We start from the raw sequence: 16,242 nt of genomic DNA on the forward strand, positions 1-16,242 counted from the left end.
AGGTGAGGCAACTCCTAAGCCACAAGCCGGAACGTCACCCCGCCAAGCAGGAACTCGTTCCCCGCCACCGCGAGCCCCCTGGCCTTCGCGGCATGCAGCACGCTCGCCCGATCCGCGACCCGAAACTCGAGCGCGCTCATGATCTCGCTGGCGCCCTTCACGAAGCGGAAGGTGGCGTTGGGCAGTTTCAGCTCGGCACCTTCAGGCGCAACACCGATGATCTTGCCCCAGTGCTCAGCCAGCCCCGCCGGATCAGGGCTCTGCATCTCCACGCCGGTGAGCGCCAGCGTCACATCCTTGCGGATGAATTTCTGCCAATCCGGGCCGGCCGGCGGATAAGCGCCCAGGATGTCATCGCTGCCTTCGGTGTGGTTGAACTCGATGAAGGCGGCACGGCAGTCGCGGGGGTGGAGCTGGACGCCGTGATAGGGCGCATGGTCGATGACGTTCGCGGTCCGCACGCCAAGCGCGTTGGCGTTGCGGCCACGCTCGTCGGGATCATTGCAGCAGAAGATCGCCATGTAGCCACCGCGGCCGCCGGTCTTCTCGATGAAGCGGCCGGCCGTGGTACCGCCCTTGAAGGGTGCCACCACCTCCAGCATGATCGTGTCGACCGGGAGCAGCGCATTCTCCAGGCCGTATTTTGCGACATTGCCGTCGCGATAGCACACGGCGAGGCCCATGATCGCCGCGATGTCGGAGATCACGGGCGCGAGCTGCGGCGCGACCAGGCAGATCTGCCGCAACCGCATATAGGGCGCCATGGTCAGGCGCCCCTGAAGGTCGGCTTGCGCTTCTCGACGAAGGCTTTTGCGGCCTCCTTGTGATCCTCGGTGTCGCTGCAGCGGGTGTGATGGATCGCCTCGCCGTCGAAGCAATCTTCCAGCGGCAGATGCTCGGCATTGTTGATGTTGCGCTTGATGAAGCCGAGCGCGATCGACGGCCCCTGCGCCAGTGACAGCGCCAGCTCATGCGCGGCGGCGTCGATCTCGGCATCGGGCACGACCTTGGTCACCATGCCGATCGCATGCGCTTCCCTGGCCGTGAGCACCGGCGACATCAGATAAAGCTCGCGCGCCCGCGCGCTGCCGAGCAGCTGGGTGAGGAAATAGGTGCCGCCGTAGTCGCCGGAGAAGCCGACCTTGGCGAAGGCCGTGGTGATCTTGCAGGATTCGCTAGCGATGCGCAGGTCGCACGACAACGCCATCGACAGGCCGGCGCCGGCCGCAGCACCATCGAGCTGCGCCACCACGGGTTTCGGCATCTGGTGCAGGATGCGCGAGACCTCCATGCCGCGGCGCAAATTCGCAAGCTTCTGCTCGAACGGCAGCGGGGCGCGGCCTGCCGCCATAGACTTGACGTCGCCGCCGACACAGAAGCTGCCGCCGGCGCCCTTGAACAGCACCGCGCGCACCTCCGGATCGTCAGCCGCACGGCGTGCGGCTTCGACCAGCCCTGCCACCATCTCGGGATTGAGCGCGTTCTTCCGCTCCGGGCGGTTCATCGTGATGGTGAGCAGCCCGCCTTCGAGCTTTTGCAGGACCATGTCGTTCATGGGGCGTCTCCCTTGTTGTTTCCTTCGTCATTCCGGGGCGCGCGAAGCGCGAGCCCGGAATCCATTTGTCGACGATCACTGCGGCCCGATGGATCCTCAGGTGCGCAATTGCGCGCCATAGTTCGCGCTCATGCGCGCCCCGGGATGACGCTTCGCGTCACTTCTTCACCAGCGGGCAGCGCGACTGCTCCAGCGACTGGAACGCCTCGCTGCCGGGCACGGTGGCGAGCAGCTTGTAATCGTCCCAGCGGCCCTTCGATTCCGACGGCTTCTTCACCTCGAACAGATACATGTCGTGGATCATGCGGCCGTCCTCGCGGATCTTGCCACCCTTGGCGAAGAAGTCGTTGATCGGCGTCTCCTTCATCACCTTCATGACAGTCGCTGCATCGGTCGTGCCGGCCGCCTTCACCGCCTTCAGGTAATGGGTGACGGAGGAGTAGACGCCGGCCTGCGCCGAGGTCGGCGGCCGCTTCACGCGCTCCTGGAAGCGCTTCGAGAATGCGCGCGTGTCGTCGTTGAGGTCCCAGTAGAAGGCTTCCGCGAGCAGCAGGCCCTGCGCGGTCTCCAGACCAATCGAGTCGATGTCGGTGACGAAGGCCAGCAGCGGCGAGACCTTCTGGCCGCCCTTGGTGATGCCGAACTCGGCCGCCTGCTTGATCGCGTTGACGGTGTCGCCGCCGGCATTCGCAAGCCCGATCACCTTGGCCTTGGAGGCCTGGGCCTGCAGCAGGAAGGAGGAGAAGTCCGACGTGTTGAGCGGATGGCGCACGCTGCCCAGCACCTTGCCGCCGGTCTTGATGACGACGGCACTGGTGTCCTTCTCCAGGTCCTGGCCGAAGGCGTAATCGGCGGTGAGGAAGAACCAGCTGTCGAGGCCCGACTTCACGGCCGCAAGGCCGGTCACGTTGGCCTGGCCGTAGGTGTCGAACACGTAGTGGATGGTGTAGGGACCGCAGGCCTCGTTGGTGAGACGGATCGAGCCCGGGCCGTTGAAGATGATGATCTTGTTGCGCGCTTTGGCGATCTCACCGGCAGCAAGCGCAGTCGCGGAAGCCGCGACGTCGTAGATCATCTCGACGCCCTGGTTGTCGAGCATGTCGCGGGCGATGTTGGCGGAGAGATCGGCCTTGTTTTGATGGTCGGCCGCGAGCACCTGGATCTTGCGCCCCAGCACCTCGCCGCCGAAATCCTCAACGGCCATCTTGGCCGCAGTCTCGCTGCCGGGACCGGTGATGTCGGCATAGAGGCTCGACATGTCGAGGATGCCGCCGATCTTGAGCGGTGGCTTGTCCTGGGCCTGCGCGGCGGCGCTCGCACTGAGGGCAAACGCGGCGGCAAAAATGCCCGACAAAATTGTCTTCATGGAAAAGATCTCCCTTATCGCGCCGTACTCTGATGGCGGCTTGGTTATTGCTCTTGGTTATTGCTGTTGCCGCAATCATGCCGCATGCGCAAGAGCGCAGCAAGCGCGAGCTGCGATGCGCGCAGGAATGCCGCGCATGTTTTCCGCAAAGCGGAATGGTGGAATGACGCAAAATGTTTCCGCGTCATTGCGAGCGCAGCGAAGCAATCCAGAGTCTTTCCGCGGAGACAGTCTGGATTGCTTCGTCGCAAGAGCTCCTCGCAATGACGGAGTATGACGAACCCTCTTCGCGGCCCACGACGCTTGAGTTATGGTTAGCAAGTAACACAACCTTTCCGGGTCACGTGGCGCAACGGCTTCACCTCATCATCGCAATCCTTCTCGTCGCGAGTCACACCGCGTCCGCCGCACCGTGCCAGTTCGAGTCGCAAGGCGAAGGCCGCGTCGTCGCCATCGTCGATGCCCGCAGCGTCCGTCTCGACGACGGCCGCGAAATCCGCCTCGCCGGAATCGAACCGACGGCGACCACGAAGCAGGCGCTGGCTTCGCTGCTCGCTGGCCGCGACGTGACGCTTCGCGGCAGCGACGACACACCCGACCGCTACGGCCGGCAGGGCGCGCTGGTCTTCATCGGCGAAAGCGATACCCCGGTGCAGGCCATGCTGCTCGCCCAGGGCGACGCCATGGTCTCGGCCGAAATCACGGACAAGGACTGCGCGGCAGCCCTGATGACGTCGGAGGCCGAAGCGCGGCGCCAAAAAAAGGGCAGCTGGGCTGACCCGTCGGCCATAAAAAACGCGGAAAGTCCGGACGATATTTTGGCGGGGATCGGGCGCTTTGTGGTGGTCGAGGGTAAAGTCCTGTCGGTCCGGCAAGCTGGGGCAATGACCTACCTCAACTTCGGACGGAACTGGACACGTGGCTTTGCCGCGACTATTTCAAAGCGCACGCTACCGGCGTTCGAAAGCGCTGGAATCACCCTTAAGTCCATGGAAAGTAAGCGTATTCGCGTCCGGGGCTGGGTCGAGGGGAGTACGGGGCCGCGGATCGATGTGCGGCTCGTGGGGCAGGTCGAGTTGCTGGGCGCAAACGAGCCGACAGGGGTACGGCCTTAAATCAGGCCAGGCACGGGTTAAGCGACGTGAATGGGGTGCTAGAACGGCACGTACGGAATGAGGGCCGCCGCCTGCGGGCTGCGCCGGCCGCGCTTTGCCTCGTGCTGGGCACGACGCTGGCGGGCTGCGGCGATATGGGCCGGTTCCAGACCGCGGCCGTCCCGGCGACCGTCGCGATGCCGAAGCCGAAGCCGGCCGTCGCACAGACCCCCGCCACCGAGAAGGAGCACGAGCGCATCCTGGCGAGCTATGGCGGCACCTATGACGATCCCAGGCTCGAATCACTCGTCACCAAGACCGTCGACCGGCTGGTCGCGGCCTCCGACCGTCCCGATCAGGGCTACAAGGTCACCATCCTCAATTCCGGCGCGGTGAACGCCTTCGCGCTGCCGAACGGCCAGCTCTATGTCACCCGCGGACTTCTCGCGCTCGCCAGCGACACCTCGGAATTGTCCTCCGTGCTCAGCCACGAGATGGCGCATGTGCTGTCCAAGCACGCCGCGATGCGCGAGGACCAGGCGCGCCAGGCCGCGATCGTCACCCGCGTCGTCACCGACATGAGCAACGACCCCGACCTCACCGCGCTCGCGCTGGCCAAGACCAAGCTCACCATGGCGAGCTTTTCGCGCAAGCAGGAGTTCGAGGCCGACGGCATCGGCGTCGGCATCTCCGCCAAGGCGCATTTCGACCCTTATGGTGCGGCGCGCTTCCTCTCGGCGATGGAGCGCAATGCCGAGCTGAAGGCCGGCAAGAGCTCGCTGGATCCGCGCGCGCAGGATTTCACCTCGTCGCATCCGGCGACCCCGGAGCGCGTGCAGAACGCGCAAACCATTGCGCGGCAATATACTGCGCCTGAAGGCGCCGAGCGCGATCGCGAGACTTATCTCGCGGCGATCGACAACCTCGTCTACGGCGAAGACCCCAGCGAAGGTTTTGTCCGCGGCCGCCGCTTCCTGCATCCGAAGCTGGGCTTCACCTTCCAGGCGCCGGACAATTTCACGCTCGACAACACCGCCCAGGCCGTGATCGGCGTGCGCGAGGGCGGCGCACAGGCGATGCGTTTCGACGTGGTGCGCGTGCCGGCCGAGCAGTCGCTCGGCGACTACCTCAATTCCGGCTGGATGGAGGGCGTCGAGAAGGCCTCCACCGAAGACATCACCATCAACGGCTTTCCGGCCGCCTCCGCCGCCGCCAAGGGCGACCAGTGGCAGTTCAAGGTCTACGCGCTGCGCTTCGGCAGCGACGTCTATCGCTTCATCTTTGCGACACGGCAGAAGTCGACCGAGAGCGAGCGCAACGCGCGCGAGACCGTCAATTCATTCCGCCGCCTGACGCTGGACGAGATCCAGGCCGCCCGTCCGCTCCGCATCAAGGTCATCACCGTGCAGCCCGGCGACACCGTGGAATCGCTCTCCCACCGCATGGCCGGCGTCGATCATCCCGCCGAGCGTTTTCGCGTGCTGAACGGCCTCGATCGCACCGCGCAGGTGAAGGTGCGCGATCGCGTGAAGATCGTGGCGGATTGACGTGCGCTAAGCGCGCGTCATCCCGGGGCACGCTTAGCGTGAACCCGAATCGCGCTCTTGTAGGGTGGGTTAGCCGAAGGCGTAACCCACCGCGCATCCGCACATGCGGAACGAAGTTGGTGGGTTACGCTTCGCTAACCCACCCTACGAAACTAGCGCTTGGTCTCCGGCGTCCCCGCGTCCATGTCCCCGGCCTCACGCTGGCCGCTGAGCCAGAGCGCAAGCAACGTCCAGAACGCACCGGACAGCAGATACGCGCCCGAGGCGATGACGCCGAGATTGGTGGCGAGCAGCAATGCGACCAGCGGAGCGAAGCCGGCGCCGAACAGCCAGGCCATGTCGGAGGTCAGCGCGGACGCCGTGTAGCGATACGCCTGCTTGAAGTTCGAGGCGATCGCGCCCGAGGACTGGCCGAACGACAGGCCGAGCAGGATGAAGCCGATCACCATGTAGATGGTCTCGCCGAACGCGCCGGCATCGAGCAGCTGCGGGGCAAAGCCGCTATAGATCGCGATTGCGATCGCCGATCCCATCAGCAGCGACTTGCGGCCGACGCGGTCGGCGATGACGCCGGACAGCACGATCGCACCGACACCGAACACGGCGGCGACGATCTCGATGATCAAGAAGCGCACCGGGCTTTCGCGGGTGAACAGGAACACCCAGGACAGCGGAAACACCGTGACCATGTGGAACAGCGCAAAGCTCGCGAGCGGCGCGAACGCCCCCAACATGATGTTCTGGCCTTCGCTCGCGACGGTGTCGGAGATGCGCGCGGGCTGCAGCTCGCGGGTCTCGAACAGCGAGGCATATTCCTCCGTCGTCACCATGCGCAGGCGCGCAAACAGCGCCACGACGTTGATGGCAAAGGCGACGAAGAACGGATAGCGCCAGCCCCAATCGAAGAAATCGTCGGCCGAGAGGTTGCCGGCGAAATAGGCGAACAGCGCGCTCGCCACGATCAACCCAAGCGGAGCGCCGAGTTGCGGCACCATCGCGTACCAGCCGCGCTTGGAGGGCGGCGCGTTCAGCGCCAGCAGCGAAGCCATGCCGTCCCAGGCGCCGCCCCAGGCCAGACCCTGCGCGATGCGCGCCAGAGCCAGCAGCCAGATCGCGGCAACGCCGATGTCGTGATAGCCGGGCAGGAACGCGAGCGCGACCGTTGCGGTGCCGAGCAGGAACAGCGCCGAGATCAGCTTGGCGGTCTTGCCGTAGGCACGGTCCACCGTCATGAAAATGACGGTGCCGATCGGACGGGCCATGAAGGCCAGCGCGAAGATCATGAAGGAATAGAGCGTGCCGGTCAGCTCGCTCGCGAATGGGAACACCAGGCGCGGGAACACGATCACCGAGGCGATCGCGAAGACGAAGAAGTCGAAGAATTCCGAGGTGCGGCCGATGATGACGCCGATGGCGATCTCGCCGGGACTGGCCTGGTCGTGGCCGTGCTCGCCCGAGTGGAGGTCTGCCATTGCAGGGGTCTGTGCCGTCGCCATTCGTGCGCCCTTAACGTCCTGAAAACCAAAGCTGACCGCCCGGCGGGCGCCGGGCAATCTGGCCCTCTCTGACCCAACATTCCGCACTGCAACATTGGACAAATTGTCCAATGTCCGGATTGCTGCGCCGCAGCTACCCGTTGGCCCCGCAAAAGAAACTCATTCTCAAAGGCTCGGCCCGTGTCTCGTCTCAAGATCCTGGCGCTACTACCTCTGGCTGCTGCGCTCAGCGGCTGCGACTACGTCGTGCTGGCGCCAGCCGGCGATATCGCTGCCCAGCAGCGCGACCTCGTCATCATCTCCACCGTCCTGATGCTCCTGATCGTCGTCCCCGTGATGGCGCTGACGGTGCTGTTTGCCTGGCGCTATCGCCAGTCCAACACCGCCGCTCGCTACGAGCCGGAATGGGACCACTCGACCAAGCTCGAGCTGGTGATCTGGTCCGCGCCGCTGCTGATCATCGTCTGCCTGGGCGCGCTGACCTGGATGGGCACGCATCTGCTCGACCCCTATCGCACGCTCGGCCGCATCCATGCCGACCGCGCCGTGGATCAGTCCAGGGCTCCGCTCGACGTCGACGTCGTCGCGCTCGATTGGAAGTGGCTCTTCATCTATCCGGACTACGGCATCGCCACCGTCAACGAGCTCGCAGCTCCGGTCGACCGTCCGATCAAATTCCGCATCACCGCGTCCTCGGTGATGAACTCGTTCTACATCCCCGCGCTCGCCGGCCAGATCTACGCGATGCCGGGCATGGAGACGAAGCTCCACGCCGTCGTCAACCACGCTGGCACGTACAAGGGCTTCTCGGCGAACTACAGCGGCGCCGGCTTCTCCGGCATGCACTTCAACTTTAGGGGACTCGACGACAAGGGTTTTGACGCCTGGATCGCCAGCGCCAAGTCGGCCGGCGGGTCGCTCGGCCGCGCCGAATATCTCCAGCTCGAAAAGCCCAGCCAGAACGAGCCGGTGCGCCGCTACGGCACGATCGACTCCGATCTCTACCGTCTGATCCTCAACATGTGCGTCGAGACCGGCAAGATGTGCCAGAGCGAGATGATGGCGATCGACGCCAAGGGCGGCAACGGCCATGAGGGCCTGAACAACACCCTGCCGCTCACTTACGACAAGTACGCCCGCCGCGGCACCCCGCTCGGGCCGGAGCCGACCTTCGTGGCCGGCACCTGCACGCCCGATGCGCCGCAGGGCAAGACCACGGCGTCCATCCTGGCTCCCGTCGACACGGCGCCGCTGCTCGGCGCCGGCCTGAAGCGGCCGAGCTTCGCGCCGCTCAAGTCCTCGTCCTTCTTCCTCGGACTGCGTCCGAAGTCAGACTCCTAAAGAGATCCCCGCATGTCTCCTGATCTTCTCAAGCTCATCTTCGGCCGGCTCGGCTTCGAATCGCTGCCGCTGCACGAGCCGATCGTCGTCGGCACTTTCGCCGTTGTCGCGCTCGGCGGCGCCGCCCTGCTCGGCGGTCTCACCTATTTCCGCCTCTGGGGCTATCTCTGGCGCGAATGGTTCACCACCGTCGACCACAAGCGCATCGGCATCATGTACATGATCCTCGGCATCGTGATGCTGCTGCGGGGCTTTGCCGATGCGCTGATGATGCGCGGCCAGCAGATGCTCGCGTTTGGCGGCTCCGAAGGTTATCTCAACGCCCATCATTACGATCAGGTCTTCACCGCCCACGGCGTGATCATGATCTTCTTCGTGGCGATGCCGCTGGTCACGGGCCTGATGAACTACGTCGTGCCGCTCCAGATCGGTGCGCGCGACGTGTCGTTCCCGTTCCTGAACAATTTCAGCTTCTGGATGACGGTCGGCGGCGCGGTGCTGGTGATGGCCTCGCTGTTCATCGGCGAATTCGCCCGCACCGGCTGGCTGGCTTATCCGCCGCTGTCGAACATCGGCTACAGTCCTGACGTCGGCGTCGACTATTACATCTGGGCGCTGCAGGTCGCCGGCGTCGGCACGACGTTGTCAGGCATCAACCTGATCTGCACCATCGTCAAGCTGCGCTGCCCCGGCATGACCATGATGAAGATGCCGGTGTTCACCTGGACCTCGCTCTGCACCAACGTCCTGATCGTCGCCTCCTTCCCCGTCCTGACCGTCGTGCTCGCGCTGCTCTCGCTCGACCGCTACGTCGGCACCAACTTCTTCACGAACGATTTCGGCGGCAGCCCGATGATGTACGTGAACCTGATCTGGATCTGGGGCCATCCCGAGGTCTACATCCTGGTTCTCCCGGCGTTCGGCATCTTCTCGGAGGTGACCTCGACCTTCTCCGGCAAGCGGCTGTTCGGCTATACTTCGATGGTCTACGCCACGGTCGTCATCACCATCCTGTCGTACCTGGTGTGGCTGCACCACTTCTTCACGATGGGCTCGGGCGCCAGCGTCAACTCGTTCTTCGGCATCACCACGATGATCATCTCGATCCCGACGGGCGCGAAGATGTTCAACTGGCTGTTCACGATGTATCGCGGCCGCATCCGCTACGAGCTGCCGATGATGTGGACGATCGCCTTCATGCTGACCTTCGTGGTCGGCGGCATGACCGGCGTGTTGCTGGCGGTGCCGCCGGCCGACTTCGTCCTGCACAACAGCCTGTTCCTGATCGCGCACTTCCACAACGTGATCATCGGCGGCGTGGTGTTCGGCGCCTTCGCCGGCATCTCCTACTGGTTCCCGAAAGCGTTCGGCTTCAAGCTCGATCCGTTCTGGGGCAAGATGTCGTTCTGGTTCTGGGTCACCGGCTTCTACCTCGCCTTCATGCCGCTCTACGTGCTCGGCCTGATGGGCGTGACCCGCCGCCTGCGCGTGTTCGACGATCCGTCCTTGCAGATCTGGTTCGTCATCGCCGCGATCGGGGCCTTCCTCGTCCTGCTCGGCATCCTCTGCATGCTGGTTCAGTTCGCGGTCAGTTTCCTCAGGCGCGAGCAGCTCAAGGACGTCACCGGCGATCCCTGGGACGCGCGCACGCTGGAATGGGCGACCTCCTCTCCGCCGCCGGACTACAACTTCGCCTTCACCCCCGTCGTTCACGACAATGACGCGTGGTGGGACATGAAGAAGCGCGGCTACCAGCGTCCGCTCACCGGGTTCAGGCCGATCCACATGCCCAGCAGCACCGGCACCGGCATCATCCTTGCCGGCCTCGCCACCGCGATGGGATTCGGCCTGATCTGGTACATCTGGTGGCTGGCCGCCGTGAGTTTCGCCGGGCTGCTCGTGGTCGGCATCGGTCACACCTTCAACTATCACCGCGACTTCGACATTCCGGCTGAAGACGTCATCCGGGCCGAGGACGCGCGCACCAAACTGCTCGCCGGAGCCAAGTAAATGACTGTCGCTGTCAATCCCTCCCAGACCGGCGAGCCGGTCTTCTACCTCGCCGACGAGCATCCGCATCCGGAAGGCTGGAGCACCTCGCTCGGCTTCTGGATCTACCTGATGAGCGACTGTCTCATCTTCGCGATCCTGTTCGCCACCTTCGGCGTGCTCGGCGGCAATTACGCCGCCGGCCCGGCGCCGAAGGACCTGTTCGACCTGAACCTGGTCGCGGTGAACACCTCGATGCTGCTGCTGTCGTCGATCACGTATGGTTTTGCCATGCTGACGATGCAGCAGAACAAGGTCGCGCAGACGCAAGTCTGGTTGGCGATCACCGGCGTGTTCGGCCTCGCCTTCATCGGCATCGAGCTCACCGAGTTCGCCCACATGATCCATGAAGGCGCCACGCCCCAGCGCAGCGCCTTCCTGTCGGCGTTCTTCACCCTGGTCGGCACCCACGGACTTCACGTCTCCTGCGGCCTGATCTGGCTGTTGACGCTCATGGTGCAGGTCCAGAAGCTCGGCCTGATCGAAGCCAACCGCCGCCGCCTGATGTGCCTGTCGATGTTCTGGCACTTCCTCGACGTGGTCTGGATCGGCGTCTTCACCTTCGTCTATCTCCTGGGAGTTCTGCGATGAACACCGATACCCATGCCGCCCATGCGGACGATCATCACCACGAAGGCGGCCACGCCCACGGCACGTTCTCGACCTATCTCCTCGGCTTCGTGCTCTCGGTCGTGCTTACCGCGATCCCGTTCTGGCTGGTGATGAGCGGCGCGCTGCCGAGCAAGCAGATCACCGCGCTCGTCATCATGGCCTTCGCGGTCGTGCAGATCGTCGTGCACATGATCTACTTCCTGCACATGAACACGAGGTCCGAGAACGGCTGGAGCATGATGGCGCTGATCTTCACCATCGTGATGGTGGTGATCGCGCTGTCGGGTTCGCTGTGGGTGATGAGCCACCTCAACAGCAACATGATGCCGATGCACCAGATGAGCGGAATGAAGTGAGCGAGGTCAGGACCGTGACAAGCAAGGCGAGCGGCGCGCACGGCAAGGCTGCGCGTCCCTCCCTGTGGCTCACGGTCCTCTCGCTGACGGCCTTTGTTCTCCTGATCGCACTCGGCGTCTGGCAGATCGAGCGCCGCGCCTGGAAGCTGGCGCTGATCGACCGCGTCGAGCAGCGCGTCCACGCCCCGACCCAGCCGATCCCCTCGCCCGCTTCATGGCCCGCCGTCTCCGCGGCAAACGACGAATACAGGCATGTCGGCGTCACCGGCCGCTTCCTGCATGACCGCGAGACGCTGGTCCAGGCCGTCACCGAGGAAGGCCCGGGCTATTGGGTGCTGACGCCGCTTCTGCGCAGCGACGGCACACAGATCCTGGTCAATCGCGGCTTCGTGCCGTCGGAGCGGCGTGACGCATCGACGCGCCGGGACGGCAATCCGGACGGCCAGGTCGAGATCACCGGCCTGCTCCGCATCACGGAGCCCAAAGGCGGATTCCTCCGGAACAACGTGCCCCAGCACAACCGCTGGTATTCGCGCGATGTCGCCGAGATCGCGGCGGCCCGCGGTCTGCACGATGTCGCGCCGTTCTTCGTCGATGCCGATGCCGGATCACAATCCGGCGGCGGTCCCATCGGCGGATTGACCGTGGTTCGCTTTCCCAATAACCACCTGATCTACGCGCTGACGTGGTTCGCCCTGGCTTTCATGCTGGCGGGTAAACTCTTCGTCACATTCGGCGGCGGGCTGTTCCGCCGCAAACGCTTCGTCCACGAAACGGCTGGCGGCTCCGATGCCCTCGCCCGCAGGACGGGATCAGATGCTGGAACGATCGTCGAACAGGCCTGACGACGGGAAGACGCTTTCCCAAACACTTCCGCATGACGGGCTGGCCGTCACGCTGCAATCGCAGGCCGACGCGCGCAGCGAGCTGATCGGTGCAGCGCCGACCGACGACGGGACCAACCGCAAGAACATGGCGCTGCTGATCCAGCTGCGCTGGACCGCGGTGGTCGGCCAGATCGTGACCATCGGCGGCGTGCATTTCTGGCTCGGCATTCCCCTGCCGCTGGAGCGGATGGGCGCGGTGATCGGCGCGCTGGTGCTGCTCAACGTTTCCAGCCTGGTCTGGGTGCGCCATCGCGCCGCGATCACCAACAACGAGCTGCTGGTCGCCTTGATGCTGGACGTCGCCGCGCTGACCGCGCAGCTCTACCTCTCCGGCGGCGCCACCAATCCCTTCACCTCGCTGTTCCTGCTGCAGGTGACGCTCGGCGCGGTGCTGCTCGATGCCCGCTCGACCTGGTCGCTGGTCGCGCTGACCTGCGCGAGTTTCGTCTGGCTGACGCTGGCGTATCGCCCACTGGATCTGCCGCCCAACCCGCTGAGCGAGACTTACACGCTCACGGTCGCCGGCATGCTCTTGGGTTTCGTGCTCAACGCGGTGCTGCTGGTGGTGTTCGTCACCCGCATCAATCGAAACCTGAGGGAGCGCGACGCGCATCTGGCGGCGCTGCGCCAGCATGCCGCCGAGCAGGATCACATCGTCCGCATGGGCCTGCTCGCCTCCGGCGCGGCCCATGAGCTCGGTACACCGCTCGCCTCGCTCTCGGTCATCCTCAGCGATTGGCGCCGCATGCCCGATCTTGCCGCCGACCAGGAGCTCGCCGAGGACCTCGCGGAGATGGAGACCTCGCTGCAACGCTGCAAGTCGATCGTGACGGGAATCCTGGTCTCGGCGGGCGAAGCACGCGGCGAAGGCTCATCGCCGACGACGGTGACGGCCTTCGTGACCGCCCTGGTCGACGAGTGGCGCGACGCGCGCTCGGCGCGGACGCTCTACTTCGTCAATACGTTCGGCGCGGACGTCGCCATCGTCTCCGACATCGCGCTGAAGCAGGTCATCTTCAACGTGCTCGACAACGCCTATGAGGTCTCGCGGGAATGGGTCGAGCTCGTCGCCGAGCGCGAGGGCGACAATCTCGTGCTGTCGATCAGCGATCGCGGCCCGGGCTTTGCGCCGGAGATGCTGGCGCAGCTCGGAAGACCCTATCACTCCAGCAAGGGCCGCGCCGGCGGCGGGCTCGGGCTGTTCCTGGTGGTGAACGTCGTGCGCAAGCTCGGAGGCACCGTGACGGCCGAGAACCACAGGAAGCGCGGCGCCACCGTCCGCCTCACGCTGCCGCTCGCAACGCTGGCGATCGGGGGGAATTTTGACGCCTGACCGTTCGCTCATCGTCGTCGAGGACGATGCCGGCTTTGCGCGCACGCTGAAGCGCTCGTTCGAGCGCCGCGGCTATGATGTCGTGCTCGCCGCCTCGATCGAGGACGTGCGGAGCGTGCTGGAGGAGCGCTCCTTCGGCCACGCCGTCGTCGACCTCAAGCTCGGCGGCGCCTCGGGCCTTGCCTGCGTCGAGCTCTTGCACACGCATGATCCTGATATGCTGATCGTGGTGCTGACCGGCTTTGCCAGCATCTCCACCGCCGTGGAGGCGATCAAGCTCGGCGCCTGCCACTATCTCGCAAAGCCCTCGAACACCGACGACATCGAAGCCGCCTTCAACAAGGCCGAAGGCAATGCCGAGGTCGCACTCGACGCGCGGCCGACCTCGATCAAGACGCTGGAATGGGAGCGCATCCACCAGACCCTGATCGAGACGGACTTTAACATCTCGGAAGCGGCGAGAAGGCTCGGGATGCACCGCAGGACGCTGGCGCGAAAGCTCGAGAAGCGGCCGGTGAAGTAGGCCTTCACCAAGGTCTCACCGCCGTCATTCCGGGGCGTGCGGAGCACGAGCCCGGAATCCATCAGGCGGCAGAGACGGTGGTTGAATGGATTCCGGGCTCTCGCTTCGCGAGCCCCGGAATGACGGCTACGACCCCAAACAAAAAGCCCGGCCAACCGGCCGGGCTTTTGATTGCTTGCGCAGAACGAAGCTGCTTACGCGGCCTCGTCGGCGACGGTGGTGTCGTCGCCATCGGTATCGTCGGCCTCGCCCTCGGCATCCGCCTCGCCCTCGGCGGCTTCCGCCTTGGCGTTGCGGCGCGGGCTCTTGGCGAGCTGGGCCTCGATCTCCTTGACCGCTTCGGTCTCGGTCGAGTGCTGTACCACCGCGATCTCGCGGGAGAGACGATCGAGCGCCGCTTCATAGAGCTGGCGTTCGCTGTAGGACTGCTCCGGCTGCGACTCCGAGCGATAGAGGTCGCGCACGACTTCCGCGATCGCGACGATGTCGCCCGAATTGATCTTCGCTTCGTATTCCTGGGCGCGGCGCGACCACATGGTCCGCTTGACGCGGGCGCGGCCCTTGAGCGTCTCCAGCGCCTTCTTCACCAGCGCCGGCTCGGACAGCTTGCGCATGCCGACATTGGCGACCTTGGCGGTCGGCACGCGCAGCGTCATCTTGTCCTTGATGAAGTTGATGACGAACAGCTCGAGCTTCGCGCCGGCGATCTCCTGCTCCTCGATCGCCAGGATCTGGCCGACGCCGTGAGCGGGATAGACGACGAATTCATTGGCCTTGAAGCCCTGACGCTGGGTTACGACCTTCTTTTCCTCGACCTTCGGCGCGGGTGCAGCGGCCTTCACAGCAGGCTTGGCGGCAGCGACGGGAGCCTTGGCAGGAGCAGCAACGGGAGCCTTCGACGCGGCGGGCTTGGCAGCGGGAGCCTTGGCAGCGACAGGCTTGGCAGCAGGCTTGGCAACGGTCGCTTTCGCGGCCGGTTTGGCAGTCTTGTTAGGCATTGCGCTTCTTTTGTTCTTCGAGGACTTTGCAGCCGGCGCCTTCGTCGCGGTCCGACCCTTGGATGCGCTACGGCTGGCCGCGGCGACTTTTTTGGCCTCCTTATGGGAAGCCCTCGCTGAAGTACTCTTTTTACGCGTTTTCTGTGACACAGCCTGCGCGCGGAAACTGCCACGCCCCTGTTCGACATTTGGTTTCACGGGAACCCAGCGGGGCCAACGGGGCTGACAGGGTTCGGCTTAATGTGCCCAATATAGCACATTTCCCGCAAAAATCAATGATTTAGGGGTCTTCAGGGCTGGTTTTCGGCGGCGGCGCCGCTATTAGGGTTAAGTTTAGGCCCGATTCAGTCGCCGGAGCCGGGGTTCGGAGAAAAATATTTCTCGAACTTGCCTTCCATGCCGTCGAATTCCTTGGCGTCGGCAGGTGATTCTTTCTTCTGGGTGATGTTCGGCCAGCTCTTGGCGTAGTCGGCGTTGACCGAAAGCCACTTTTCCAGCCCCGGTTCCGTATCCGGCTTGATGGCGTCGGCGGGGCATTCCGGCTCGCACACGCCGCAATCGATGCACTCGTCCGGGTGGATGACGAGCATGTTGTCACCCTCGTAGAAGCAGTCGACCGGGCAGACCTCGACGCAGTCGGTGTACTTGCACTTGATGCAGTTTTCAGTGACGACGTAAGTCATCCAACGCTCCGAAAAGCTCTTTTAAAAGTCGGGGCTTGCGTAGCGCGGATGGCCGGGCGCCGCAAGGTCGGGAAAGCTCGATCATGACGGCTTTGCGCGTTTGATCGACCAAGAAATGAATACGATGCGCAATTAATTGCGCATCCCGAGCTCCTCGTAGAGCACCCGTGCCGAGGCGGCGTCGCCGCGGCGTTCGTTGAAGCCTGTGACTTTCAAGACGCGCACGGTGCGATCCAGCGCGACGGTGATGACGTCGCCGATCTTGATCGCATGCCCTGGCGACTTTTCGCGCTCACCGTTGACGCGAACATGGCCCTTTTCGACGAGCTCGGCCGCGGAAGTGCGCGCCTTCACCACCCGCGCGTGCCACAACCACTTGTCGAGGCGCTGCCGCTCGCTCGT

The 16,242-nt window shown here is 64.5% G+C and carries 15 protein-coding genes and 1 pseudogene; 9 read left to right on the top strand and 7 right to left on the bottom strand.

All coding sequences use genetic code 11. From position 1 onward, the window contains the following. Nucleotides 1-14: 14 nt before the first annotated feature. The 3 genes from AABA84_RS25055 to AABA84_RS25065 form a co-directional block, all read right to left on the bottom strand. Entirely contained in the window at nucleotides 15-764 is a 750-nt protein-coding gene (locus tag AABA84_RS25055; RefSeq protein ID WP_338313545.1) for a hypothetical protein, read from the bottom strand. A 2-nt stretch (nucleotides 765-766) separates the two neighbouring features. Further along, nucleotides 767-1,555 (bottom strand): enoyl-CoA hydratase, encoded by a 789-nt coding sequence (locus AABA84_RS25060; RefSeq protein ID WP_212247014.1) that lies wholly within the window; start codon nucleotides 1,553-1,555, stop codon nucleotides 767-769. 157 nt (nucleotides 1,556-1,712) lie between these two features. Further along, complete coding sequence (locus tag AABA84_RS25065; protein WP_212247016.1) at nucleotides 1,713-2,921, bottom strand: ABC transporter substrate-binding protein; 1,209 nt, start codon at nucleotides 2,919-2,921, stop codon at nucleotides 1,713-1,715. Between the two features lie 263 nt (nucleotides 2,922-3,184). On the opposite strand from AABA84_RS25065, the gene AABA84_RS25070 reads away from it, so the two are divergent. Both AABA84_RS25070 and AABA84_RS25075 read left to right on the top strand, forming a co-directional pair. Further along, on the top strand, nucleotides 3,185-4,036 hold the full coding sequence (locus AABA84_RS25070) for a thermonuclease family protein (RefSeq protein ID WP_338309055.1): 852 nt from the start codon (nucleotides 3,185-3,187) through the stop codon (nucleotides 4,034-4,036). A 134-nt stretch (nucleotides 4,037-4,170) separates the two neighbouring features. After that, nucleotides 4,171-5,562, top strand: a complete 1,392-nt coding sequence (locus tag AABA84_RS25075) for a M48 family metalloprotease (protein WP_246550136.1) — start codon at nucleotides 4,171-4,173, stop codon at nucleotides 5,560-5,562. Nucleotides 5,563-5,714: 152 nt separating this feature from the next. Here the strand turns inward: AABA84_RS25075 and AABA84_RS25080 are convergent, their stop codons facing one another. Beyond that, complete coding sequence (locus AABA84_RS25080) at nucleotides 5,715-7,058, bottom strand: MFS transporter (protein WP_338313546.1); 1,344 nt, start codon at nucleotides 7,056-7,058, stop codon at nucleotides 5,715-5,717. Nucleotides 7,059-7,238: 180 nt separating this feature from the next. Between AABA84_RS25080 and cyoA the strand changes: the two genes are divergently transcribed. The 7 genes from cyoA to AABA84_RS25115 are packed head-to-tail and all read left to right on the top strand — an operon-like array spanning nucleotide 7,239 to nucleotide 14,159. Further along, complete coding sequence (cyoA, locus tag AABA84_RS25085; RefSeq protein WP_338313547.1) at nucleotides 7,239-8,399, top strand: ubiquinol oxidase subunit II; 1,161 nt, start codon at nucleotides 7,239-7,241, stop codon at nucleotides 8,397-8,399. 12 nt (nucleotides 8,400-8,411) lie between these two features. Continuing rightward, nucleotides 8,412-10,409 (top strand): cytochrome o ubiquinol oxidase subunit I, encoded by a 1,998-nt coding sequence (cyoB, locus tag AABA84_RS25090; RefSeq protein WP_338313548.1) that lies wholly within the window; start codon nucleotides 8,412-8,414, stop codon nucleotides 10,407-10,409. After that, nucleotides 10,410-11,039, top strand: coding sequence for a cytochrome o ubiquinol oxidase subunit III (cyoC, locus tag AABA84_RS25095; RefSeq protein ID WP_338313549.1), 630 nt, complete (start codon nucleotides 10,410-10,412; stop codon nucleotides 11,037-11,039). It begins immediately after the preceding gene. Next, nucleotides 11,036-11,416, top strand: coding sequence for a cytochrome o ubiquinol oxidase subunit IV (gene cyoD / locus AABA84_RS25100; RefSeq protein WP_338313550.1), 381 nt, complete (start codon nucleotides 11,036-11,038; stop codon nucleotides 11,414-11,416). The genes cyoC and cyoD overlap by 4 nt, the downstream gene beginning before the upstream one ends. Continuing rightward, nucleotides 11,413-12,261, top strand: a complete 849-nt coding sequence (locus AABA84_RS25105) for an SURF1 family protein (RefSeq protein WP_338313551.1) — start codon at nucleotides 11,413-11,415, stop codon at nucleotides 12,259-12,261. Before cyoD ends, AABA84_RS25105 begins: the two co-directional genes overlap by 4 nt. Further along, nucleotides 12,233-13,636: an ATP-binding protein gene (locus tag AABA84_RS25110; RefSeq protein WP_338313552.1), complete on the top strand. Its 1,404-nt coding sequence runs from the start codon at nucleotides 12,233-12,235 to the stop codon at nucleotides 13,634-13,636. The genes AABA84_RS25105 and AABA84_RS25110 overlap by 29 nt, the downstream gene beginning before the upstream one ends. Then, nucleotides 13,626-14,159 carry a response regulator transcription factor gene (locus tag AABA84_RS25115; RefSeq protein WP_212247032.1) on the top strand — a complete coding sequence of 178 codons (534 nt, stop codon included), beginning with the start codon at nucleotides 13,626-13,628 and terminating at the stop codon, nucleotides 14,157-14,159. The genes AABA84_RS25110 and AABA84_RS25115 overlap by 11 nt, the downstream gene beginning before the upstream one ends. Before the next feature lie 194 nt (nucleotides 14,160-14,353). Here the strand turns inward: AABA84_RS25115 and AABA84_RS25120 are convergent, their stop codons facing one another. The 3 genes and pseudogenes from AABA84_RS25120 to AABA84_RS25130 form a co-directional block, all read right to left on the bottom strand. Continuing rightward, nucleotides 14,354-15,157, bottom strand: a complete 804-nt coding sequence (locus tag AABA84_RS25120) for a CarD family transcriptional regulator (RefSeq protein ID WP_212247033.1) — start codon at nucleotides 15,155-15,157, stop codon at nucleotides 14,354-14,356. Nucleotides 15,158-15,501: 344 nt separating this feature from the next. Continuing rightward, the gene (fdxA, locus tag AABA84_RS25125; protein ID WP_011082989.1) at nucleotides 15,502-15,840 is read right to left on the bottom strand and encodes a ferredoxin FdxA; all 339 of its coding nucleotides are present in this window, start codon (nucleotides 15,838-15,840) and stop codon (nucleotides 15,502-15,504) included. A 132-nt stretch (nucleotides 15,841-15,972) separates the two neighbouring features. Next, a pseudogene (locus AABA84_RS25130) lies at nucleotides 15,973-16,236 on the bottom strand (RNA-binding S4 domain-containing protein); the annotation flags it as partial. Between the last annotated feature and the right edge of the window lie 6 nt (nucleotides 16,237-16,242).

This window comes from Bradyrhizobium sp. TM239 (genome assembly GCF_036247985.1).
GTDB lineage: Bacteria > Pseudomonadota > Alphaproteobacteria > Rhizobiales > Xanthobacteraceae > Bradyrhizobium > Bradyrhizobium ottawaense.